The organism is Leclercia sp. UBA7405 (genome assembly GCF_037152215.1).
GTDB classification, from domain to species: domain Bacteria; phylum Pseudomonadota; class Gammaproteobacteria; order Enterobacterales; family Enterobacteriaceae; genus Enterobacter; species Enterobacter pneumoniae.
Map to the genome: position 1 here is coordinate 233,531 of NZ_JBBCMR010000002.1, position 21,074 is coordinate 254,604.

27 protein-coding genes and 3 tRNA genes are annotated in these 21,074 nt (G+C 53.6%); 18 read left to right on the forward strand and 12 right to left on the reverse strand.

Features of this window, described 5'->3' with window-relative positions; all coding sequences use genetic code 11:
- Position 1: 1 nt before the first annotated feature.
- The 4 genes from WFN75_RS13380 to WFN75_RS13395 are packed head-to-tail and all read left to right on the forward strand — an operon-like array spanning position 2 to position 2,441.
- Complete coding sequence (locus tag WFN75_RS13380; protein ID WP_336996312.1) at positions 2 to 868, forward strand: aldose epimerase family protein; 867 nt, start codon at positions 2 to 4, stop codon at positions 866 to 868.
- Positions 869 to 923: 55 nt separating this feature from the next.
- On the forward strand, positions 924 to 1,805 hold the full coding sequence (locus tag WFN75_RS13385) for a MurR/RpiR family transcriptional regulator (RefSeq protein WP_046885048.1): 882 nt from the start codon (positions 924 to 926) through the stop codon (positions 1,803 to 1,805).
- On the forward strand, positions 1,789 to 2,178 hold the full coding sequence (locus tag WFN75_RS13390; RefSeq protein WP_046885049.1) for a YidH family protein: 390 nt from the start codon (positions 1,789 to 1,791) through the stop codon (positions 2,176 to 2,178). Before WFN75_RS13385 ends, WFN75_RS13390 begins: the two co-directional genes overlap by 17 nt.
- Positions 2,175 to 2,441: a DUF202 domain-containing protein gene (locus tag WFN75_RS13395; protein ID WP_207292951.1), complete on the forward strand. Its 267-nt coding sequence runs from the start codon at positions 2,175 to 2,177 to the stop codon at positions 2,439 to 2,441. The genes WFN75_RS13390 and WFN75_RS13395 overlap by 4 nt, the downstream gene beginning before the upstream one ends.
- A gap of 97 nt (positions 2,442 to 2,538) precedes the next feature.
- On the opposite strand, the gene WFN75_RS13400 is transcribed toward WFN75_RS13395, so the two are convergent.
- From WFN75_RS13400 to WFN75_RS13435, 8 genes are all read right to left on the reverse strand, one after another.
- Positions 2,539 to 3,321 (reverse strand): TatD family hydrolase, encoded by a 783-nt coding sequence (locus WFN75_RS13400; RefSeq protein ID WP_336996313.1) that lies wholly within the window; start codon positions 3,319 to 3,321, stop codon positions 2,539 to 2,541.
- The gene (locus WFN75_RS13405; RefSeq protein WP_336996314.1) at positions 3,318 to 4,388 is read right to left on the reverse strand and encodes a patatin-like phospholipase family protein; all 1,071 of its coding nucleotides are present in this window, start codon (positions 4,386 to 4,388) and stop codon (positions 3,318 to 3,320) included. Before WFN75_RS13405 ends, WFN75_RS13400 begins: the two co-directional genes overlap by 4 nt.
- 136 nt (positions 4,389 to 4,524) lie before the next feature.
- On the reverse strand, positions 4,525 to 4,686 hold the full coding sequence (locus WFN75_RS13410) for a DUF1328 domain-containing protein (RefSeq protein ID WP_046885052.1): 162 nt from the start codon (positions 4,684 to 4,686) through the stop codon (positions 4,525 to 4,527).
- A 126-nt stretch (positions 4,687 to 4,812) separates the two neighbouring features.
- Positions 4,813 to 5,430, reverse strand: a complete 618-nt coding sequence (osmY, locus tag WFN75_RS13415) for a molecular chaperone OsmY (protein WP_046885053.1) — start codon at positions 5,428 to 5,430, stop codon at positions 4,813 to 4,815.
- A gap of 304 nt (positions 5,431 to 5,734) precedes the next feature.
- Positions 5,735 to 7,324, reverse strand: a complete 1,590-nt coding sequence (gene prfC / locus WFN75_RS13420; RefSeq protein WP_046885054.1) for a peptide chain release factor 3 — start codon at positions 7,322 to 7,324, stop codon at positions 5,735 to 5,737.
- A gap of 90 nt (positions 7,325 to 7,414) precedes the next feature.
- Positions 7,415 to 8,092, reverse strand: a complete 678-nt coding sequence (yjjG, locus tag WFN75_RS13425; protein ID WP_233801891.1) for a pyrimidine 5'-nucleotidase — start codon at positions 8,090 to 8,092, stop codon at positions 7,415 to 7,417.
- A gap of 16 nt (positions 8,093 to 8,108) precedes the next feature.
- Complete coding sequence (gene rimI / locus WFN75_RS13430; RefSeq protein WP_263616198.1) at positions 8,109 to 8,552, reverse strand: ribosomal protein S18-alanine N-acetyltransferase; 444 nt, start codon at positions 8,550 to 8,552, stop codon at positions 8,109 to 8,111.
- Complete coding sequence (locus tag WFN75_RS13435) at positions 8,521 to 8,934, reverse strand: DNA polymerase III subunit psi (RefSeq protein ID WP_040077284.1); 414 nt, start codon at positions 8,932 to 8,934, stop codon at positions 8,521 to 8,523. Before WFN75_RS13435 ends, rimI begins: the two co-directional genes overlap by 32 nt.
- A gap of 101 nt (positions 8,935 to 9,035) precedes the next feature.
- On the opposite strand from WFN75_RS13435, the gene rsmC reads away from it, so the two are divergent.
- The 4 genes from rsmC (at position 9,036) to WFN75_RS13455 (ending at position 10,530) form a co-directional block, all read left to right on the forward strand.
- On the forward strand, positions 9,036 to 10,064 hold the full coding sequence (gene rsmC, locus WFN75_RS13440; RefSeq protein ID WP_040077285.1) for a 16S rRNA (guanine(1207)-N(2))-methyltransferase RsmC: 1,029 nt from the start codon (positions 9,036 to 9,038) through the stop codon (positions 10,062 to 10,064).
- 147 nt (positions 10,065 to 10,211) lie between these two features.
- A tRNA-Leu gene (locus WFN75_RS13445) sits at positions 10,212 to 10,297 on the forward strand.
- 28 nt (positions 10,298 to 10,325) lie between these two features.
- A tRNA-Leu gene (locus WFN75_RS13450) sits at positions 10,326 to 10,411 on the forward strand.
- A 33-nt stretch (positions 10,412 to 10,444) separates the two neighbouring features.
- Positions 10,445 to 10,530: transfer RNA gene (locus WFN75_RS13455), tRNA-Leu, on the forward strand.
- 28 nt (positions 10,531 to 10,558) lie between these two features.
- Here WFN75_RS13455 and WFN75_RS13460 read toward each other — a convergent pair.
- Positions 10,559 to 10,789 (reverse strand): DUF1435 domain-containing protein, encoded by a 231-nt coding sequence (locus tag WFN75_RS13460; RefSeq protein WP_040077286.1) that lies wholly within the window; start codon positions 10,787 to 10,789, stop codon positions 10,559 to 10,561.
- 151 nt (positions 10,790 to 10,940) lie between these two features.
- Between WFN75_RS13460 and fhuF the strand changes: the two genes are divergently transcribed.
- Positions 10,941 to 11,729, forward strand: coding sequence for a siderophore-iron reductase FhuF (gene fhuF / locus WFN75_RS13465; RefSeq protein ID WP_336996315.1), 789 nt, complete (start codon positions 10,941 to 10,943; stop codon positions 11,727 to 11,729).
- A 313-nt stretch (positions 11,730 to 12,042) separates the two neighbouring features.
- Here the strand turns inward: fhuF and WFN75_RS13470 are convergent, their stop codons facing one another.
- A complete protein-coding gene (locus tag WFN75_RS13470) occupies positions 12,043 to 13,386 on the reverse strand; it encodes a PTS sugar transporter subunit IIC (protein WP_336996316.1) in 1,344 nt (447 codons plus the stop codon).
- Positions 13,387 to 13,715: 329 nt separating this feature from the next.
- On the opposite strand from WFN75_RS13470, the gene WFN75_RS13475 reads away from it, so the two are divergent.
- Positions 13,716 to 14,174, forward strand: coding sequence for a YbaK/EbsC family protein (locus tag WFN75_RS13475; protein WP_046886515.1), 459 nt, complete (start codon positions 13,716 to 13,718; stop codon positions 14,172 to 14,174).
- A 32-nt stretch (positions 14,175 to 14,206) separates the two neighbouring features.
- Here the strand turns inward: WFN75_RS13475 and bglJ are convergent, their stop codons facing one another.
- The gene (gene bglJ / locus WFN75_RS13480) at positions 14,207 to 14,842 is read right to left on the reverse strand and encodes a DNA-binding transcriptional activator BglJ (protein ID WP_040077290.1); all 636 of its coding nucleotides are present in this window, start codon (positions 14,840 to 14,842) and stop codon (positions 14,207 to 14,209) included.
- Positions 14,839 to 15,573 (reverse strand): helix-turn-helix transcriptional regulator, encoded by a 735-nt coding sequence (locus WFN75_RS13485; protein WP_040077291.1) that lies wholly within the window; start codon positions 15,571 to 15,573, stop codon positions 14,839 to 14,841. The genes bglJ and WFN75_RS13485 overlap by 4 nt, the downstream gene beginning before the upstream one ends.
- Positions 15,574 to 15,938: 365 nt before the next feature.
- Between WFN75_RS13485 and WFN75_RS13490 the strand changes: the two genes are divergently transcribed.
- The 8 genes from WFN75_RS13490 (at position 15,939) to WFN75_RS13525 (ending at position 20,837) form a co-directional block, all read left to right on the forward strand.
- Positions 15,939 to 16,715: a threonine/serine ThrE exporter family protein gene (locus WFN75_RS13490; RefSeq protein ID WP_046886512.1), complete on the forward strand. Its 777-nt coding sequence runs from the start codon at positions 15,939 to 15,941 to the stop codon at positions 16,713 to 16,715.
- On the forward strand, positions 16,706 to 17,179 hold the full coding sequence (locus WFN75_RS13495) for a threonine/serine exporter (protein ID WP_286783758.1): 474 nt from the start codon (positions 16,706 to 16,708) through the stop codon (positions 17,177 to 17,179). Before WFN75_RS13490 ends, WFN75_RS13495 begins: the two co-directional genes overlap by 10 nt.
- Before the next feature lie 65 nt (positions 17,180 to 17,244).
- Positions 17,245 to 17,886, forward strand: coding sequence for a TetR family transcriptional regulator (locus WFN75_RS13500; protein WP_336996317.1), 642 nt, complete (start codon positions 17,245 to 17,247; stop codon positions 17,884 to 17,886).
- A 41-nt stretch (positions 17,887 to 17,927) separates the two neighbouring features.
- Entirely contained in the window at positions 17,928 to 18,380 is a 453-nt protein-coding gene (locus WFN75_RS13505) for a MarR family winged helix-turn-helix transcriptional regulator (RefSeq protein ID WP_046886510.1), read from the forward strand.
- Between the two features lie 82 nt (positions 18,381 to 18,462).
- Complete coding sequence (locus tag WFN75_RS13510; RefSeq protein ID WP_336996318.1) at positions 18,463 to 18,891, forward strand: organic hydroperoxide resistance protein; 429 nt, start codon at positions 18,463 to 18,465, stop codon at positions 18,889 to 18,891.
- Positions 18,892 to 18,998: 107 nt separating this feature from the next.
- Positions 18,999 to 19,544 carry a primosomal protein DnaT gene (gene dnaT, locus WFN75_RS13515; protein WP_046886509.1) on the forward strand — a complete coding sequence of 182 codons (546 nt, stop codon included), beginning with the start codon at positions 18,999 to 19,001 and terminating at the stop codon, positions 19,542 to 19,544.
- A complete protein-coding gene (dnaC, locus tag WFN75_RS13520) occupies positions 19,541 to 20,278 on the forward strand; it encodes a DNA replication protein DnaC (protein ID WP_040077299.1) in 738 nt (245 codons plus the stop codon). Before dnaT ends, dnaC begins: the two co-directional genes overlap by 4 nt.
- Before the next feature lie 76 nt (positions 20,279 to 20,354).
- A complete protein-coding gene (locus WFN75_RS13525) occupies positions 20,355 to 20,837 on the forward strand; it encodes a DUF2501 domain-containing protein (protein ID WP_207292942.1) in 483 nt (160 codons plus the stop codon).
- Positions 20,838 to 21,074: the final 237 nt, after the last annotated feature.

Below are 21,074 nucleotides of genomic sequence, written 5' to 3' on the forward strand. Positions count from 1 at the left end.
CATGAATGTCTGGACGATTGGCAATGACCGCTTTCAGGTCTCAGTCAATGCACTCGGCGGGGAACTTTGCAGCCTGCGTGATAAACAGACAGGGGGGGAATGGCTGTGGCAACCACAAGCTGACGTCTGGAATCATTCCGCCACACAGCTTTTTCCTGTTGTAGGAGGACTTGTTCAGGGCGGAATCAGGGTTAACGGGCACTTCCTGGCCTTAGCGCCGCACGGTTTTTTACGTCACCAGACATTTTCCTGTCTCAGTAAAGGTAACAACCATGTTCTTCTCGAGGCCATGGCAACGACCGAAACAATGAGACAATGGCCCTGGCGATGGCGTATCAGGTATGAAGTTACTCTTGAAAGGGAGAGGGTTTGCGTATCGCAGCAGGTTTTTAATGATGACGATCGCCCTTTCTGGTACTCCATTGGCTGGCATCCGGGCTTTGCCTTACCGATAGCCAGCCAGCCTGGCTGGCATGTTGAGTTTGCAGATAATCCGGTGCGGGGGCCATTCCTTACCCGGAACAGAACGCTAATCACAGAAGAGCAATTCCAGACCACCGGGACCTTTCCGCTTGAGCCGTCCTCATTTCGCGAAGGGGCCGTTTACTTCGGGAACTGCCAGCAGCGACAGATTTTTATCCGTAATCCTGAAGGTAACGTGGTGATGTCGCTGGAGACGGGCACACAAGATTGGCTGGCACTGTGGGGAGTTCCCGGTGCCGATTTACTCTGCATTGAACCCCTGGCGGGTACGACCGATTGCCCAGGATTCAAAGGGGATATAACTCACAAGCGTGGGATACGACAGCTTAAGCCGAATGAAAACGAGGCATTCAGAGTGAAGCTACGTTTTGCGGTGGACGCATGAGCGGGGTATTGCCAAAATATCCGCTTATTCATCATGCTTAAGGTCAGGTGTAGCGATGAGCGCTAATCGCGAGAATGTTCGGGTTTATATCAGCAATATCATGTCGGGATTGAGTGAAACTGACCAACATATTGCCCGCTTTATTCTTGAGCAGCCCGCAGCGGTGGCACAGATGCCGGTGCGTAAACTGGCAGAAGCTATCTCAGTCAGCGAAGCCACGATCGTGCGTTTTTGTAAGAAGATCGGTTATACCGGGTTGCTGGAACTGAAATCAGCCCTGAAGCGCGAGTTGCTGGAAGAGACCGACCAGCTTTTGCCCACCTCACCGGATATTTTTCTGGATGACACGCGCAATGACGTAGCGCAGAAGATCTCAATGACAGTGGCAACCACCCTCAATGAGACTATCGGCCTGCTTGATATGAAAGTCGTTAATCCAGTGGTGGAGCGCTTATTGACGGCCAACCGCGTTCTGTTTGTCGGATTTGGCGCTTCAGGGCTTTCAGCCATGGAAGCGAGAGACAAAATGAACCGTCAAGGTATTGATTCTGAAGCCTATACCGATCGCTTCACCATGACGCTAAAGCTTGCCAACCTGAAGCCCAACGATCTGGTCATCGCCTTCTCCCATTCCGGTGAAACGCCGGAAGTGGTCAACGCATTCAGGCTGGCAAAGAAAGCGGGAGCACAGCGTCTGGCAATCACGCATAGCCCCCAGTCACCGCTGACTGAACTTGCAGAAACCTGGCTATTAACCTGCGGCAGTGCAGGCCCCTATCAGGGCGACTCCATTGCTACGCGTATTTCGCAGCTATTCATCATTGAATTCTTATGTACTGAAGTGACACGCCATAACCTACGAGACAGTGCATCAACCGGACTGTCGATAAAAGAATTGCTAATTAAAGAAAGGATTAAACGTGAGTCAACAGGATAACGTCTCGTCCGTACGACCCAGAGGTAAATGGTGGCTGGCGGGTAAAACGCCAGACTACCGCTTCACTCTCGCAAACGAACGAACTTTTCTTGCCTGGATCCGCACGGCACTTGCGCTGATGGCTGGCGCCGTAGGAATTGAACAATTTTCTCCTCAACTCTCATCCGGAGAGTTACGTATAGCTATCTCGACAACGCTTCTGCTAAGTGCGTCCCTGATGGGATTTATGGCATGGCGCCGCTGGCGACGTAATGAGTATGCCATGCGGCTGGCGACAAATTTACCTTATACCCGTGCACTCGTAATCCTTTCTGCTTTGATGGTTGTGCTTTCTGTTTCACTTGGGATCTTGCTCTGGCAGGGAAAACCATGACGACTGGCGATCCCGGCCTTCAGCCGGAAAGGACCGAACTTTCCTGGCGAAGAACAGGCTGGTCGATGATTATTCCTGCGCTGTTGTGTCTGCGGGGTTGGGGAAAATATGGAGAAGTGCTTTATGCAATCGCAGGCACACTCTTGATGGGTGGCTCGGTATCGCTTTTTTGCGGGCTTGGTCGCGGGAAATACGCTTTTATTTCTCTGATCGTGGTGACGGCTGGCACGCTCTTATTATTAGCGGCTGGGCTGAGAGATTGAACGCAATCGCTAACAAAAACATCGCCTTGTAAACCCGCCAGCCCCCTCAGCATCCGCAGGCAGAAGAGGCTCATGAGTATAACGGCAACCACCCTTTCTAGAGCGGCAGATCAAAGAGCGCGCGGGTATTATCCAGCAGCGCCCCGGCGATCACCTCTGGGGGTTCATTACGCAGTTCGCAGAGAGTGGCAAAGACCCGGGCCGCCTGCTCGGGGCGATTCGGTTGCCCCTGAAAACCGTTAAGCGGCATGTCAGGCGCATCGGTCTCCAGCAATAGCGCGGAGAGTGGCAGCTGCGCCATCACATCACGCGTTTTACTGGCACGCGGGTAGGTAATGGTGCCGCCGACGCCAATTTTGTAACCCATGTCGACAAACCGCTGCGCCTGCTGCAGGCTGCCGGCAAAGCCGTGCACCACCCCGGTACGCGGAAGATCCTGCCGCTTAAGGTGCATAGCCAGCTTATCGTGAGTACGGCGGGAGTGAAGAATCACTGGTAGCTCATAGCGTTTTGCCAGTTTTAACTGGGCCTCGAGGATCGCTTCCTGACGCGCAAACTGGGGATCAGCGCGATACAGATCGAGGCCGATCTCGCCGATGGCCACCAGCTTTTCAGGCCTGGCCTGAAGCGCCGCTTCCAGCGCCTCCAGATCGCGCTCCTGATGGGTTTCGATCACGATAGGATGCAGGCCGAGGGCAGCATACAGAGCCGGATGCTCGCCTACTAATTGCAATACCTGCTCAAAGCGCGCTGCCTGAATAGCGGGCACGATGATCGCCTCCACGCCCACCTTTGCCGCCCTCTCGATGCTGGCCGTCTCATCGCCGGTAAACGGAGGGAAATCGAAATGGCAATGGGTGTCTACAAAGCGGTAACTCACGCTAAATCCTCGTTATCAAACAGCGTATCGTTCGCCTGGGGAATATCCACCAGCGGCGTGGTAACGGCATCGTTGGCCACGGTTGCAGGCGGTACCACCACCGTAGCCGGGGGGACAAGCCGCGTATGGCGGCGCAGCGGTGGACTTTCCGCCAGCAGCTTGCCGAGGGTGGCCAGGAAATAACGCCCACACTGGCGCCCTGTTTTGTAATCTTCCCGTAGCGCGGGCAGACGACTGCCCAGCGCCATACTGCTCAAAGGCCTGGGCGGATAGATTTCGATGACGCGCACCTTTCCCGGCGGCTTATCGATGAATTGCTGGATCGCGTGATAAGTCGTCTCATGATGATGTACGAGATTCATCAGCGGCTGCAGGCTGCTCTCACCAAGCCAGCGCTCCATGCGCTTAAACCACTGGGGGGTGTAGTACATCTGGGAGGGAACCGTGCGGATCACCACGATTGTCTGTGCTCCACGCCGGGCCGCCTCCTGCACCGGAATGGCATCGCTAACGCCGCCGTCCAGATAATTAATGCCATCCAGCGTGGCGCCGTTACGATAGAAACCCGGTATGGCACTCGAGGCGCGGATAATATCCAGCCAGTTCTCTTTCAGCGGGGAAAAATAGCCCGGCGTATAGTCATCGCTGCGACTTGCGCACATCCAGAAAGATTTACCGGTCTCAAACAGCCTCGCGGCGGTGTCCATCGCCAGCGGCATTTGACGAGAGGTAGAGTCCAGTAGCCAGTCGAGGTCGATCAGATTTCCTCCCCGCACAAAACGTACCGGGTCAAAAAACTCCCGCGAGGTGGTGTAGCGCATAATGACCTTGCGGGCATAACCGGGCTGATTACAGACATAGGCAGAGAGATTTTGCGCACCCGCAGAGGTGCCGAAATAGAGATCGAAGGGGTTAAATTGCGCGCGCATAAACTCATCCAGCACCCCTGCTGTGAAGATGCCACGCTGCCCCCCGCCTTCGCAGACTAATGCTATCTGCCCGGGGCGAAAGGGTTTTATCGCCAGCGGCGCAATATTGCCGAGCGTAACGGGAATTCGCTGACCCACCTCTGCCTTCCTGTTTTTAATTATTGTGTCAGGACACAGTAACGCAAACGTGGCCTGTTCCTCAAACGGGAAAAGCCAGTCGCAAGGACTGGCTTTTAAGATGCTCCGGTATATCCGTGCTACGGATTAGCTGTTGCTACGGACGGCGTCGTCCGGTGAACAGGCTGACCAGGAACAGAACAATACCGACAACGAAGACAATTTTCGCCGCGCCAGCCGCGGTACCCGCCAGTCCGCCAAAACCAAGAGCGGCGGCAATTAACGCGATAACCAGAAATATAATGCCCCAACGAAACATAAGCCTCTCCTTTACCATAGTTAATGTCGACCGCTAAATCTGAGCGCTCAGATGCTCACGCGATATCTACAGGTGTAATTCTGATCTCGCCTTCTGGCCTCAGCCAGAAGGGCGAATTTAGATTTTTTATTTCGATTTCAGGTCGTTTTTAACGCTTTTCACGCCATCAACCGCTTTCGCGATGCTTTCAGCGCGGTCTACCTGCGCCTGAGAGTCAACCGTACCGGAGAGCTGAACCACGCCATCGGTAGTTTCAACTTTCACTTTACGTGACGGAACGATGTCATCTGCTAACAGTTTAGCTTTGATTTCGCTGGTGGTTGCAGTATCGCCTGCATAGCCTTTAACGCCCTGCTCTTTACCATCACGTACATGCAGTTTGTCGCTGACTGAGGAGACACCCTCAACCTCTTTCGCCACTTTCACAGCCTGTTCGGCTTGTGCCTGGCTTTCAACGAAGCCACTCAGGGTGACGACAGCTTTTTCCGTTTTCACGGAGATATCGGTGCTCTTGATATTATCGTGATCCACCAATGCCGCTTTAACTTTAGCCGTGATAGCACTGTCATCCATGAAATTACCGACTTTATTCATAGAGCTATCGATTTTTTCACCTGCGCTGCTCGCGCTGTTTTGCGCCTTGTCCGTGGTGGTCTCTTCCGCCAGCGCGGAACCACTTACCAGGGCACTGCCCAACATAACGGCCAGCAGGGTTTTTGAAATCTTCACACTTTTCATATTCATCGATGTACTCCTGTTATCTACTCGTTATTCGAGCGACGAATATCCCTTAGATTCAGTCTTTAATATTGTGAGAGAACACAGGGTGAGGATGAGAGACTTATCAACACGCATTGAACAGAGCTTTCATCCACACCCGGTGTTAAACACTGAGTTAAATATAGATCACAATTTTAACGCCGCTTTCAGAATCGAGGAAAAAATGAACAACCAAAAGCAAATCGCGCTGATTTAAGAACATTCCGCAAGGAGTTAATAAGGCAGGGAATTAAGCAGAGCACGGCGACAGCCGTGCTCTGATAGGGGATTAGTGCTCGCGGGTTTTGCGGAACTGTACGTCAGGGTAACGTTCTTGAGTGAGGTTCAGGTTCACCATAGTTGGCGCGATATAGGTGAGGTTATCACCTCCATCCAGCGCCAGTTGAACTTCGTTTTTGCGCTTGAACTCTTCGAATTTCTTCACATCGGCACATTCTACCCAACGGGCGGTCGCGACGTTGACCGATTCGTAAATCGCTTCCACGTTGTACTCGCTCTTCAGACGGGCAACCACCACGTCGAACTGCAGTACACCCACCGCCCCTACGATCAGATCGTTGTTGGCGATAGGGCGGAATACCTGTACCGCACCCTCTTCGGAGAGCTGGACCAGCCCTTTGAGCAGCTGTTTCTGCTTCAGCGGATCGCGCAGACGAATACGGCGGAACAGTTCCGGAGCGAAGTTCGGAATACCGGTGAACTTCATCATTTCACCCTGGGTGAAGGTATCGCCAATCTGGATAGTACCGTGGTTGTGCAGACCAATGATGTCACCCGGATACGCCTCTTCTACATGCGAACGGTCGCCCGCCATGAAGGTCAGCGCGTCGGAGATCACCACGTCTTTACCGATACGTACCTGGCGCAGTTTCATGCCCTTTTCGTACTTGCCGGACACCACGCGCATAAAGGCGACGCGGTCACGGTGTTTCGGATCCATGTTGGCCTGAATTTTAAATACGAAGCCGGTGAATTTCTCCTCCTGCGCTTCCACTTCACGGGTGTCAGTTTTACGTGGCATCGGCTTCGGCGCCCACTCCACCAGGCCGTCGAGCATATGGTCTACGCCAAAGTTACCCAGCGCGGTACCAAAGAAGACCGGGGTGATATCCCCGCTCAGGAACAGCTCTTTATCGAACTCGTGAGAAGCACCTTTGACCAGCTCCAGCTCATCGCGCAGCTGCGCTGCCAACTCTTCGCCAACCGCCGCGTCCAGATCCGGGTTATCCAGCCCCTTCACGATACGGACTTCCTGGATGGTGTGGCCTTTACCGGTCTGATAGAGGTAGGTTTCGTCTTTATAAAGGTGATACACCCCTTTGAACAGCTTCCCGCAGCCAATCGGCCAGGTGATAGGCGCACAGGCGATCTTCAGCTCGTTCTCCACTTCATCCATCAGCTCCATTGGATCACGGATGTCACGGTCGAGTTTGTTCATGAAAGTAAGGATCGGCGTATCGCGCAGACGGGTCACTTCCATCAGCTTACGGGTCCTGTCTTCAACACCTTTCGCGGCGTCGATCACCATCAGACAGCAGTCCACCGCCGTCAAAGTACGGTAAGTATCTTCGGAGAAGTCTTCGTGGCCCGGGGTGTCCAGCAGGTTGACCAGGCAGTCGTGATAGGGGAACTGCATCACGGAGGTGGTAATAGAGATACCACGCTGCTTTTCCATCTCCATCCAGTCAGATTTTGCATGCTGGCTAGAGCCACGACCTTTTACGGTACCGGCGGTCTGGATCGCCTGTCCGAACAGCAGCACCTTTTCGGTGATGGTGGTTTTACCGGCATCCGGGTGAGAAATAATGGCAAAAGTGCGGCGCTTGGCCACCTCCTGCAAATAAGGAGACAACGTCATAATTAATCTTCTAAGTAAGCACGGCGAAGCGCCACGCATGATGAATACGAAAAATTGCGGCTATTTTACCCATCAACGGGGGGGAGGCAATCAGTGTTTACACAGGAGCTGCTCCAGTTCGCTCAACGAAGTAACGGTCCAGGTCGGTTCGATGCCTTCAGGCAGCGCGCGACCGTGCGCATTTAGCCAGCAGGTAGCCAGCCCGGCGTTCATGCCGCCGCGAATATCAGACTCTGCGGTATCGCCCACCATCAGTACGCGGGTGCGATCCGGATTACCGGCAAGCTCCAGCGCATAGTCAAAAATACGCGGATCCGGTTTTGGTACGCCGACCTCTTCTGAGATCACCAGCGCATCAAAGTAGTCACGCAGACCCGTGCGTTCGAGGCGGATCTGCTGCAGTGCCGTAAAGCCGTTGGTGATAATCCCCAGCTTCGCTTTGCCTTTCAACGAATCCAGCAAAGAGACGGCACCCGGCAGCGGAGCGCAGATTTCAGCCATCGCATTAAGGAAGGCATCATTCAGTACGCCAGGGCTGACGTTCAGGCGGCCGGCCCAGAGGTCAAAACGCTGATGTTGCAGCTGTAACGCAGTGATGGCGCCATTCTGGTAATCGACCCACAAAGGTTTGTTCACCGCCTGGTAATCCTGAAAATCCTCAGCGGTAAAGGTGATGCTGTAATCCAGAAACATCCGCTGTAAGCCGCCAAACGAATCGAAAGTAAACAGCGTTTCGTCGGCATCAAAGAAAATCCAGTCCCAGTTCATTTTACAACCTTTTTAGTTATCCAAGCGGTAGAGCCATGATGATGGCGTCTTCACGTCCTTCTGCAGTGGGGTAATAGTTACGGCGAATCGTCGCCTCGTTGAAGCCTAAGCTTTCATACAGGGCGATGGCGGCGACGTTCGATGCACGTACTTCCAGCCACAGCGTGAATACGTCTCGTGTTTCCAGCTCGCGAATAAGGTGCTCAAGCAGCGCCTTGCCCAGGCCACGGCGCTGGAAAGCAGGATCGACTGCGATGTTAAACAGCGTCGCTTCATCCAGAACAACCTGCGTGATGGCGAAAGCCGCCATAGTGCTATCGACATCCATGCGATAGTTCAGATACCGCTCACCCTGGTTGCTGGCGAAGGTTTTTTCACTCCACGGAAAGGCGTGGGCGCGTTTTTCAATGGCAAACGCCTGCGCTAAATCAGTCGTCGTGAGGGAAGAAATTGTGTTCATGTTCGCAGATTTGTTGCCACAGCGCGCTGAGGGCGGCCGGGTTGGCTTTAAGTTCGTCCAGCGCTGGGGTAGCAAGATTGCTGCCGTTAAGCGCCATCGCTTCCGTCACGCCGAGCTGCCAGCTGTTACAGCGACTCCCTTCTGGCAACATCGCCACGCGCTCCGGGGTGAGCTGTAGCACCTCATCGGGCGTCAGCTTCAGGGCGCGAAGGACATCGGTCACGAAAGGCTCGCTCAGCGCGGGCAGGTTATTTGCCACCATCACCAGGCGCACATGCGCAGGGAGGGAGATGGCGATTTCGCCCTGCAATGCCGCCGGGCGGCGCAGCGCCCACTGGGTAATGCCCAGCTGCTGTAATTGCCTGTCTCGTCGGGATGTCATTGCGAAAACTCCTGTCTGTCAGGCGCGCAAATATACCAAACTCGTCGAATCTGCGCCAACAAACAACTATAATCGCCGCCACTGATTATTGAGGAACAACTATGTCTGCATTTACCCCGGCAAGTGAAGTCTTGCTGCGTCACAGTGATGATTTCGAACAAAGCCGTATTCTGTTTGCCGGAGATATGCAGGATGACCTGCCTGCCCGTTTCGATTGTGCCGACAGCCGAGCACACACTCAGCAGTACCACCACTGGCAGGTTTTAAGCCGTCAGATGGGCGAGCGTGCGCGCTTTAGCCTGGTCGCGGAGCAGAACGATGTGGCTGACTGCGACACCCTGATCTACTACTGGCCAAAAAATAAGCCGGAAGCCCAGTTCCAGTTGATGAACCTGCTCTCACTGCTTCCGGTGGGCTGCGATATCTTCATCGTCGGCGAGAACCGCAGCGGCGTGCGTAGCGCCGAACCGATGCTGGAAGAGTACGTCACGCTGACTAAAGTCGACAGCGCCCGTCGTTGCGGCCTCTATCATGGCCGTCTGGACAAAAAACCGGCGTTCGATGCCGAAAAATATTGGGGGGAATACGCCCTCGATACGCTCACCATCAAAACCCTGCCGGGCGTCTTCAGCCGTGACGATCTGGACGTAGGAAGCAAACTGCTGCTTTCAACCCTGACGCCACATACCAAAGGTAAAGTGCTGGACGTGGGCTGTGGTGCAGGGGTGCTCTCCGCGGTGCTTGCCAGCCATTCGCCGAAGGTGCGCTTAACCCTGTGTGACGTGAGCGCGCCGGCCATTGAAGCCAGCCGTGCGACGCTTGCCGCCAATGGTATTGAAGGTGAAGTGTTTGCCAGCAACGTCTTCTCGGACGTGAACGGTCGTTTCGATATGATCATCTCAAACCCGCCTTTCCACGATGGTATCGAAACCAGTCTTGAAGCGGCCCAGACCCTGATTCGTGGTGCGGTGCGCCATCTGAACAGCGGCGGCGAACTGCGTATCGTCGCGAACGCCTTCCTGCCTTACCCAAAAATCCTGGACGAAACCTTTGGCTTCCATGAAGTGTTAGCCCAGACCGGCCGGTTTAAAATTTATCGCGCCATCATGACCCGCCAGGCGAAAAAATAACGTCTCCTGCCCGGCGTTAGCCGGGCACCGTTAAAGCCCATTTTTGCACCGTTCACGCTGCCCCTACGCATTTTTCTGTTGACGTCCTTCTTAAAACATCTAGAATGCGCCTCCGTGGTTACGATACTTTTAAAGTATCGATGGTTTGCGAAGGTGGCGGAATTGGTAGACGCGCTAGCTTCAGGTGTTAGTGTCCTTTGGATGTGGGGGTTCGAGTCCCCCCCCTCGCACCATAAATCACGTTGATATTGCTCGCACTGGGCGAAGGTGGCGGAATTGGTAGACGCGCTAGCTTCAGGTGTTAGTGTCCTTAGGATGTGGGGGTTCGAGTCCCCCCCCTCGCACCAACGAGGCGATATCAAAAAAAGTAAGATGACTGTGCGAAGGTGGCGGAATTGGTAGACGCGCTAGCTTCAGGTGTTAGTGTCCTTAGGATGTGGGGGTTCGAGTCCCCCCCCTCGCACCAAATCTTACCTTCTCTCTTGCAGTACCCTTCACTTCAGATTCATCATCAGCACCAACATCCCACTGATTAGCGCAACACACGATGGCAGCAACACAAAGTGCCGTAATGTTTTATGCCAGATCATGACCGATGTCAGCAGTAACCCAGTGACGATAATCCCTTTCCAGATCGCCATAGGCAGATCGACAAAGGCCAGCGTGGCGATAATCATCGCCGGCAGTAATATCCCCCACCCACTCCCCAATGCTCTGCTTAACATAGTCTGTCCCGCACACTGATAATGATAACCAATATCATATGTTAATATTTCTCATTTGTCAGCACAGGCGGGAGTAAAATCTCTTGCGATCGGTTTTATCTATAGTTAGGATTGGCAATCATTATCATTTAGATTTTTATCCAATCCGCTTATGGTCATACAGTCCGCACAAGCCGTTGAAAATATTCTCTGGCGCGCACCTCTCCCCACCGGGAGGTCGGCGCTTGCGGATGCGTTGCACAACACCATCGCCCAGATGCGTGAACATCTGCTGGAGTTCATTAAACTGGATGAAGCTCCCCCGCACAACAGTATGACCCTGGCGCAGTGGCGCCGTCCGGTTGAGCTGCAATCGCTGCTGGCCGCCTATTCGGATCACATCTACCGTAATCAACCCAGCCTGACGCGCGAAAACAAGCCGCTCCTCTCTTTGTGGGCGCAGTGGTATGTCGGACTGATGGTGCCGCCGCTGATGTTAGCGCTGCTTGCGCAGGATACGGCGCTGGATGTCTCTCCCGAACATTTCCATGTGGAATTCCATGAAACCGGGCGTGCCGCCTGCTTCTGGATCGACGTCCATGAGGATAAGCAGACGTCGCGGCTTTCAGCTCAGCAGCGAATGGAAGTGTTGATTACGCGGGCGCTGGTTCCGGTCATTGAGGCGCTGGAAGAGACCGGGCAGATAAACGCGAAACTCATCTGGAGCAATACCGGTTACCTGATCAACTGGTATCTGAATGAGATGAAACCGCTGCTGGGGGAAGAGAACGTTGACGCTCTGCGTCACGCCTGTTTCATGGACCGCTCGCTTTCTGATGGCAGCGATAACCCCCTTTTCCGCACCGTTGTTCTGCGCGACGGTTTGCTGGTGCGTCGTACATGCTGTCAGCGTAACCGCCTGCCCGATGTGCAGCAGTGCGGCGATTGCACGCTGAAGTAGGTTTTTGAGGGCGGATGCCCTTCCCCACGGCCCCGCAACGAAATCGGTACTTCGCACTGCGCTCACCTCCCGACTTCCTGCCTGCGGTCGGCTCAACTCGACATCCCTGTCTCGCTTCGCCTCTGGCCGCCATCCATGGCGTCCAGCCCTTGTCATCCGGTCTCCGGTTCGCCGATGTCAGCGGGGAGTCAACACCCGTGCACCGGTCAGACCGCAGAGGAACCGGCATAAAGCAGAGATGCCTTAGTGAACGGAACGATTCCACCGTGCTAACCGATCGGCATTACAACCTCAGTTGCCGGTTTGCTTTTACCTAAGCCACCTGCTGGCTCTCCTCTTCCGCGCGCTGCGCCTCTTCAGCCTCCTGCGCGAGCAGCTGTTTCTCGTACACCTTGAAGAACGGGTAATAAATAATGGCAGAAACCAGCGCCAGCAGTATCACCAGTACGGCGGCCCTGAAATCCCAGCCCAGTGCCCATGCCGCGCCAACCGGAGCCGGGGCCGTCCAGGGGACCACCGATATCACGCGTCCAATCAGATCCAGTTTCATTGCCGCCCATGCCAGTACCGCATTGACCATAGGTGCCAGCAGGAAGGGGATAAAGAAAACGGGGTTCATTACGATAGGGGTGCCAAAAATCACCGGTTCGTTAATGTTGAAGATGCTTGGCACCACACTCAGACGCCCAATAGAGCGTAAATGCGCAGACCGGCTACGTAAGTAGCAGAAGACCAGCCCCATGGTTGCGCCCGAGCCGCCAATCACGATAAAGAAGGTCCAGAACGCCTCCATAAAGATGTGCGGCAGCGGTGCGCTCTGTGCCAGCGCCGTCTGGTTCATCCCGAGGTTAGTGAGCCAGAACATCTGCAGCATGCCAGAGACGATGGCAGCCCCATGGATCCCTGCAAACCAGAGCAGGTGCCCAATCAGCACCGCCAGCAGAATGGCAGGCAGCGAATCGGCAGCCGACACCAGCGGTTTGAAGATAGCCATAATGGCCTGCGGGATGAGCATATCGAACTGCGACTGAATAAACAGGCTCAGCGGATAGAGAGTTAACACCGCCACCAGGACGGGAATCAGCAGATCGAAGGAGTTTTTGATCATTGGCGGCACCTGGTCAGGCAGGCGAATACCAATGTTGTGCGCTTTCAGGAAACGCATCATCTCCACGCAGTAAATCGCGACAAGGATGGCCGTAAAAATCCCCGTCCCGCCAAGGCTGTCTACCGGCATCGCTCCTTTCGTTTTAGGCGCGGCGATGAGTAAAAACGCCATTAAGGAGAGCATGGCGCACATGAACGGGTCAAGCTGATGCGAGTTAACGTAATGCTTGCCCAGGTTGTAGGCAATGGCCGCGCAAATGTAAATGGACATAATGCCCATGGTCATATCAAACGGGGTCAGGATCTGGCCTTCAAACTGTTTTGCCATATCAAGCCAGGCGCGGGCAAAGCCCCAGGTGGTATCTGGCGAGAATGGCGGATAGGCAAACACCAGCAGGAACGAACCCACAATCATAAACGGCATGGCTGAGATAAAGCCGTCGCGGATGGCCATAACGTGGCGTTGGGCAGAGATACGCCCGGCAACAGGACTGACATAATTTTCGACAAAACGGAATATCAGGTTAAACGCAGCATGGTTGGCAGACATAACGGCTCTCCTGTCACAGGTTCGTTTCGGGCGCCTGCGCGCCGCACGGTGTTCCATAAACCACTTTCACCACCTTGCTGGTTCGTCTACCAGCGGTACTGCTCAAACGGATAGGTTTCATAGTCGGCTCTTATTATTGGATACAGGGGGAGTTACGTATTCAGTATTAATCTCTGCATACGGCAACTGCAACCGGTTACTGTAACCGGTTTCCGTGAATGTGAAGGCGATCCAGAAATCACTGATACGGGATTTTTGTTACTTAAGGGATATTTACAGAGCATAATTTGATATGAAAGATTACGCAGACTATTTCGCAGGAGAAAACAATGAGTTTGCAGTCTGTAAGGCAATTTTTTGCCGACAATGCTCCGGACATTGAAGTCATCGAGCTCAGCCAGAGTACCGCTACCGTTGCGCTGGCTGCGGCGGCACACAACGTTGCCCCCGGCCAGATCGCCAAAACCCTTTCACTGAAGGTTAAAAACGAGGTGATTTTAGTGGTGGCAAAAGGTGACGCCCGCCTGGATAACAAAAAATTAAAAGAGGCCTTTGGCGCCAAAGCACGCATGCTCAGCAGCGACGAAGTCGTGACCGTAACCGGCCATCCTGTAGGCGGCGTTTGCCCTTTTGGGCTGGAAAATCCGCTGGCAGTCTACTGCGATGTCTCTCTGCGGGAGTTTGAAGAGGTGTTACCCGCTGCGGGGGCCATTCACAGTGCCGTTCGCATTTCACCGGAGAGAATGGCCACGCTGACGGATGCAACCTGGGTGGACGTCTGTCAGTAAGCAGGACGCCAGAGAAACCTCTGGCGTCATGTTCAGGAGTGATAAAGCATAAAGTTTTGTGGATTACGACGATCCGGCATAGGGAAGTGGCTCAGGATGTCGGCAGCATTCAGCAATCCCATGTCGGAGTGAACACCCAACTTAACCATGGCGTTAAACTTATGTGCGCGAATGGTTTTGATATTGCGATCCAGACGCGTGGCAATCTCCGGGATTGAATATCCGCTGGACATAAATTGCAGAATGGCGCGCTCTGTCGGGCTCAGTAAGCGTCCACGATGCAGATTCCAGTGATTATGAATACTGTCACTGCTTCGCCGCGTTTCGCTTAACAGCGCACCCAACTGCTCCTGTAACGCTTTGACCGATTCCGATTTAATCACAATACCGTGCAAATGCGACGGGGAGAGATGGTTGATAAGACTGGCCTCTTTGGTATCAGACGCCAGAACAATACGCTGAATATGGCTATGATTGGCGGCCAGCGACTTTAAACATTCCAGACAATAACGGCGCTCATTTCGCGAATCGGAAAGCGAATAGATAAGTGCTGAAAATGGAATAGTCTCAAGTGCTTCATTAAATTGCGCAATATCGCTGAAAATAGAGGGATGATAATTTTTAAGAGTCGGGCTGGAAAACAGATGTTCCAGACCAACGGCACTCATTGTGCACTTTTCGACGATAGCGATAGGTCTCTTAACGGCGCTCTTTTCCATTCGTCCTGTTCTCCATAGGCTGAAAAAAGATTCAGCTCTTTCATTCCCTTGTTACTGTTAATCCACGCGTACATTTCGGCATTACTGCGTAATGACAGTCGCCTCATGGCGCTATTTTTTTGGGCACTGACCGTTTTGTTGCTTTTTTTAAGCAAGGCGGCAATTTGATTTATGCCCCAGCCTTTTCCAAGCAGGCGTAACACCTTGCGTTCAGAGTGAGTCAACATCACTTCATCCCGACTTTCGTCGAGTTCCTCCAGCTCCGGTTTTAGCAGCGTCTGGCTAATGCGTTCTGCACTCTGGCTTCCGCCACGAATGGCGTTAATCACGCCCTCAATGGGCTCGATATCTGAAAGCAATGAACTCTCTGGTCGTAGCAGAAGCTCTACCGCACAGGGATAGACCCGACGTGAAACTAAAAATATCCAGTGAATATCACGGTAATGATTCTGCAAAGAATAATATTCTTCGCAAATTCGACGCGGGTTACGTTGATCCCCGGAGATATCGGCAATAACAACATTCGCCCGACGTAATTGAAGAAGTGTAAGCTCTTCCTGAGAGCGGCAATAGGAAACTTCATAATCAGGCAAATTACGTGAGATAATACAACCTAAGCCCGTTTGCATTACCGGTAATTTACTGATAATAATTGCGTGCTGACAACTTATTGGCGTCATTTTTGTTTTGAGTCCTTTCCTGACGTTGATCAAACGCCGTTATCTTTATCGCATCCTCGATAAAGTAGTGCATCCTGTTTTTATACACCGCAAAAGTCGCTTACAATATCGCACACCCTGCCGAATTTGATAATGTACTATCACTGATCATTTTAAAAAGGTGAAGTTAGAAATTCTAAATATAACAAAAATCGGAATGGATAGATTAATCATATAAAAATCCAGAATTAATAACGCCATTAATAACGCGAAAAATAAAATACCGATAGCCGAAAGTTTGATCTGCCTCAGCACCGGCGTTACAGCGATGTGTTGTAAAAGTAACCATTACGGGCTTTCAGGCATCACCATCGTCAGGGTAATCCATGCAGGTAGATCAGTCATCGCAGCGCGCAACGACGCGGCTGTGTATTCAGTGCGGTCTGTTTTTATTACAGCACGGTGCGGAAAGCACGCTTGTTGAGGAGTTGTCCACCCGCCTGGGGCTGGCGCTGGGCATGGACAGCGTCGAAAGCGCCATCTCCTCCAATGCCATTGTGCTGACCACCATCAAAGAGGGGCACTGCCTCACCTCTACGCGCAAAAATCACGATCGTGGAATCAACATGCACGTGGTGACCGAGGTACAACATATCGTCATCATGGCCGAGCACAAGCTGCTGGATGGCAAAGATGTTGAAAAGCGCTTTAACCAAATTAAACCGCTCCGCTACCCCCGTTGGCTGGTAGTGCTGATGGTGGGGCTCTCCTGCGCCTGTTTCTGCGTGCTCAATAAAGGCGGCTGGGACGGGGCTGCCATTACCTTTGCCGCCAGCGCGCTGGCGATGTATGTGCGTCAGGTCCTTACCCACCGACAGATTCACCCGCAGATCAACTTCTGCATCACCGCCTTTGTAGCGACAACCGTCTCCGGCCTGCTGCTGCGGCTACCCGGCTTCGCCAGTACGCCCACTATCGCGATGGCCGCCAGCGTGCTTCTGCTGGTGCCGGGCTTTCCGCTGATCAACGCCGTGGCCGACATGTTCAAAGGCCATATCAATACCGGACTTGCCCGTTGGGCTATCGCCAGCTTACTCACGCTTGCCACCTGTATTGGCGTCGTGACGGCCATGACCTTATGGGGGCTTCGCGGATGGGCGTAATCACGTTTTTACTGGCGTTAGTGCAGGACATGCTGCTGGCGGCAATTCCGGCAGTGGGCTTTGCCATGGTCTTTAACGTTCCCCAGCGTGCGCTGGCCTGGTGCGCCTTACTGGGGGCTATCGGGCATGGTTCACGAATGGTGATGATGACAGCCGGACTCAATATTGAATGGGCAACCTTTATCGCCGCGATTCTGGTCGGCAGCATTGGCATCCAGTGGTCGCGCTGGTATCTGGCCCATCCGAAGGTATTCACCGTCGCCGCGGTCATTCCGATGTTCCCCGGCATTTCGGCCTACACGGCGATGATCTCGGCGGTCAAAATTAGCCATCTCGGTTACAGCGAGCCCCAGATGATTATGTTGCTGACAAACTTCCTGAAGGCCTCCTCAATTGTCGGCGCGCTCTCCATTGGTCTGTCGATCCCCGGTTTGTGGCTATATCGCAAACGCCCTCGGGTATGAAATTTGTGTTCCCGGTCGGCCCCAGAGATAATCGCCTGACCCACCCGGCAATAAAAGGAAGCGATGTGGCATACCCTGACAGCGAAGCTGGCGAAATCACTGACGAATCCAGCCTGAAAGACAAAATTTTCCTCAGCGCCATCGCCCTGTTCGCCGAATACGGCCTGAACGGCGCGCGTATGGAGCAGATTGCCGAGAAGGCAGGTACCACCAAGCGCATGGTGGTTTACCATTATAAAAATAAAGAGAATCTCTATCTGCTGGTGCTGGAGTATGTCTATACCCAGATCCGCGCCAGTGAAAGACAGTTGAGCCTCGATGGCATGCCTCCCGTCGAAGCGCTGGTGCATCTGGTGGAGACCACCTTCGATTACCACGCCGATCACCCGGACTATATTCGCATCATCTGCATGGAGAATATGCAGCGTGGCCGCTTTATGCAGCAATCCAGCTATTTGCGGCAGGTCAACCGCAGCGCACTGGAGTTGCTGGAGGCCATCCTCACGCGCGGCAAAGCAAAACAGCTGTTTAACCAGAGCGTGGATGCCCGGGATCTGCACCGTTTGATCAGCAGTTTTAGCTTTCATTATGTGGCGAACAGTTACACCTTTACCCTACTCTTTGAAGAGGGGGCAGACGAGCAGGCCCAACGTGAGCACTACCGTAAGATGGCGGTCCAGGTCGCCCTGCGTTATACCTGCCCATAAAATCGCTTGCAATTAAATTGCGCACTATCTATATTGAAGACATGAAAACGACACCCACTGATAACACCGCTGCGCTGTTGCTGGATAACCAGCTCTGTTTCGCCCTCTATTCGGCGAACCTGGCGCTGAACAAGCTCTATCGGCAACTGCTGGCGCCGCTTAATCTCACCTACCCGCAATATCTGGTGATGCTGGTGTTGTGGGAACAGGATGACATTACCGTGTCGGATATTGGTGAACGTCTCTTTCTGGATTCCGCCACCTTAACGCCGCTGTTAAAGCGTCTTGAGGTTGCGGGCTTAATCGTTCGCCAGCGTTCGCGCCAGGATGAGCGTCAGGTGGCCGTCACCCTTACTGAAGCAGGTACTGCCCTGCAACAGCAGGCGCTGGGTATTCCCAATGCCGTAGGCTGTGCAGCCCAGTGTGATGTCGACACGCTGTCCGTCCTGAAACAGCAGCTGGAACAATTACGTCATCAGCTTCACCGCGCGTGAAGCTATAGTTTATATGTTTGTCACACGTAACTAAATCGCTCGCTATTAAATAGCAAGCAAAACACAAGATAAGGAACCTGCCATGTCTTTAGAAAAAGTTGTCTACACCGCCAAAGCGACCGCTACCGGAGGCCGTGACGGCCGTGCTACCTCTTCCGATGGCGTTCTGGATGTTAAACTGGGCGTACCCAAAGAGATGGGCGGCGCGGGCGGCGAAGCCACCAACCCAGAGCAGCTGTTTGCTGCGGGTTACTCCGCCTGCTTCCTCGGTGCCATGAAGTTTGTTGCGGGTCGTGACAAAATCAGCATGCCGAAAGAGGCCTTTATTGAAGGCGAAGTGGGTATCGGTCCGCTGCCGACCGGTTTCGGGATTGAAGCCAAACTGAACATTCACCTGCCAGGTATGGATCAGGCAGAAGCGAAAAAAATGGTCGATGCGGCCCACATTGTCTGCCCTTACTCCAACGCAACGCGCGGCAACATTGATGTGACTCTCAACATCATCGCGTAATCCGCTGGCTGCCCTTATCCTCTGGATAAGGGCACATTCATCCCCCCTTCTCTCTGTGCTACTATGTGCTGCAATCACGCCCGCAGTAATCCAGTTGAGAAAGTGCTATGTCCTCCAGAATCCTGACAACCCGCGTCACTGGCCTTGATGCCCTCACTCACGATCCTCGTGGCGTGCTGGCCAATGCCGAAGGCGGCGCCATCGCGGTCTTTGTCGATAATGCGCCTGCTTTTTACGCCATTACCCCGGAACGTCTGGCGCAGTTGTTGGAAACCGAAGCGCGGGTTGCCCGCCCGGCCAGCGATGTCACCCTGGATACGCAATTTTTCGAAGAACCTACCAGCGCCCCGGTCGCCGTACCGATGGGCAAATTTGCCATGTATGCCGGCTGGCAGCCGGATCCCGATTTTCAGCGTCAGGCGGCCTTGTGGGGCATTGCCCTCACCCAACCCGTCACGCCGGAAGAGCTGGCGGCGTTTACAGCTTACTGGCAGGCTGAAGGCAAAGTTTTTCACCATATTCAATGGCAACAAAAACTGGCGCGCAGCGTACAGATCAACCGCGCCAGCAATGGCGGCCAGGCCAGACGCGATATCAATTCATTTTCAGAACCGGATAAACAGATCCCCCACGGATTCCGAGGTGCCAAATGAAAGAGTTCGGCGAACTGATGAAACGCCTGCAGAAGATCATGCCGGCGAACGTGAAACCGGCGTTTACCACCGGCGAAGAGCTTCTGGCGTGGCAAAAAGAGCAAGGTGAGATCCGCGCCGCGGCGCTGGCCCGCGAAAACCGGGCCATGAAAATGCAGCGCACCTTTAACCGCTCCGGCATTCGCCCGCTGCATCAGAACTGCTCGTTTGAAAACTACAAGGTAGAGAGCCAGGGGCAACTGGCGGCGCTGACGCAGGCGCGTCAGTACGTGGAAGAGTTCGACGGGAATATCGCGAGTTTTATCTTTAGCGGCAAACCCGGCACCGGCAAAAATCATCTTGCCGCGGCCATCTGCAACGAGTTGCTGCTGCGCGGTAAGTCGGTGCTGATCATCACCGTAGCCGATATTATGTCGGCAATGAAAGACACCTTCAGCAATCGCGAAACCAGTGAAGAGCAGTTACTCAACGATCTGAGCAACGTCGACCTGCTGGTCATTGATGAAATCGGCGTCCAGACCGAATCCCGTTATGAGAAAGTGATCATCAACCAGATTGTTGATCGCCGCTCCTCCTCCAAGCGCCCCACCGGCATGCTGACCAACCACAACATTGATGAGATGACCCGTCTGCTGGGTGAACGCGTTATGGATCGTATGAAGCTCGGCAACAGCCTGTACGTGATATTTGACTGGGAGAGTTACCGTAGCCGTGTCACCGGGAAGGAGTATTAAGAAATCTACCCGGGAAGTGTCTGGCCGTGGGGTTTATACTGGCCCCACTTCCGCCCCAACTCTTTGAGTAAGTCTTATGAAAACAGCATCTCTTCTCAGCGCCGTATTAAGCGCCACGTTAGTTCTGGGTTCCGCCCACGCCGCATCCTGGCAGGATTCGCTCTCCAGTGCCGCCAGCGAACTTTCCAAAAGCAGCGGTTCAGAAAGCGGCGGCCTCTCAGCCGGTACCCTGACCGGCCTGCTGGGCAACAGTAACCAGAGCCTGAGCGCGGGTACCATGAACAACGCCGCCGGGATCCTGGAGTATTGTGCGAAACAGAAACTGGCGTCGGTCACCGACACGCAGAATATTAAAAACCAGGTTCTGGGTAAGCTGGGTCTGGATACGCAAGAGCAGAAAGAAGATACCAATTTTATGGACGGTATTCAGGGTCTACTGAATGCACAGAATGGTCAGCAGCTGAATCTGAACACGCTGGGCGACTCCGCGCTGGGTAAAAAGGTCAAAACCAAAGCCTGCGATTTAGTATTGAAGCAGGGACTTAACTTCCTCTCCTGAACCTCCCCCTTTTTGACGACATCACGCCGCGATTAACAGCTTACGTTCACCTCGCGGCGTGCACGCTTTATTTCCCCTGCCTGACATTGCCTGAGCCCCCGTATCGAGGGATGAGACGGCGCTCAAAGTTTGCAATATCTAAACCAAATCCTAACAACAGCACAATTTGATGACACTAGAATTGCAGCTACATGGCATCGCAATTACATTGTATTACCCAAAAAATAGACAGTTGGT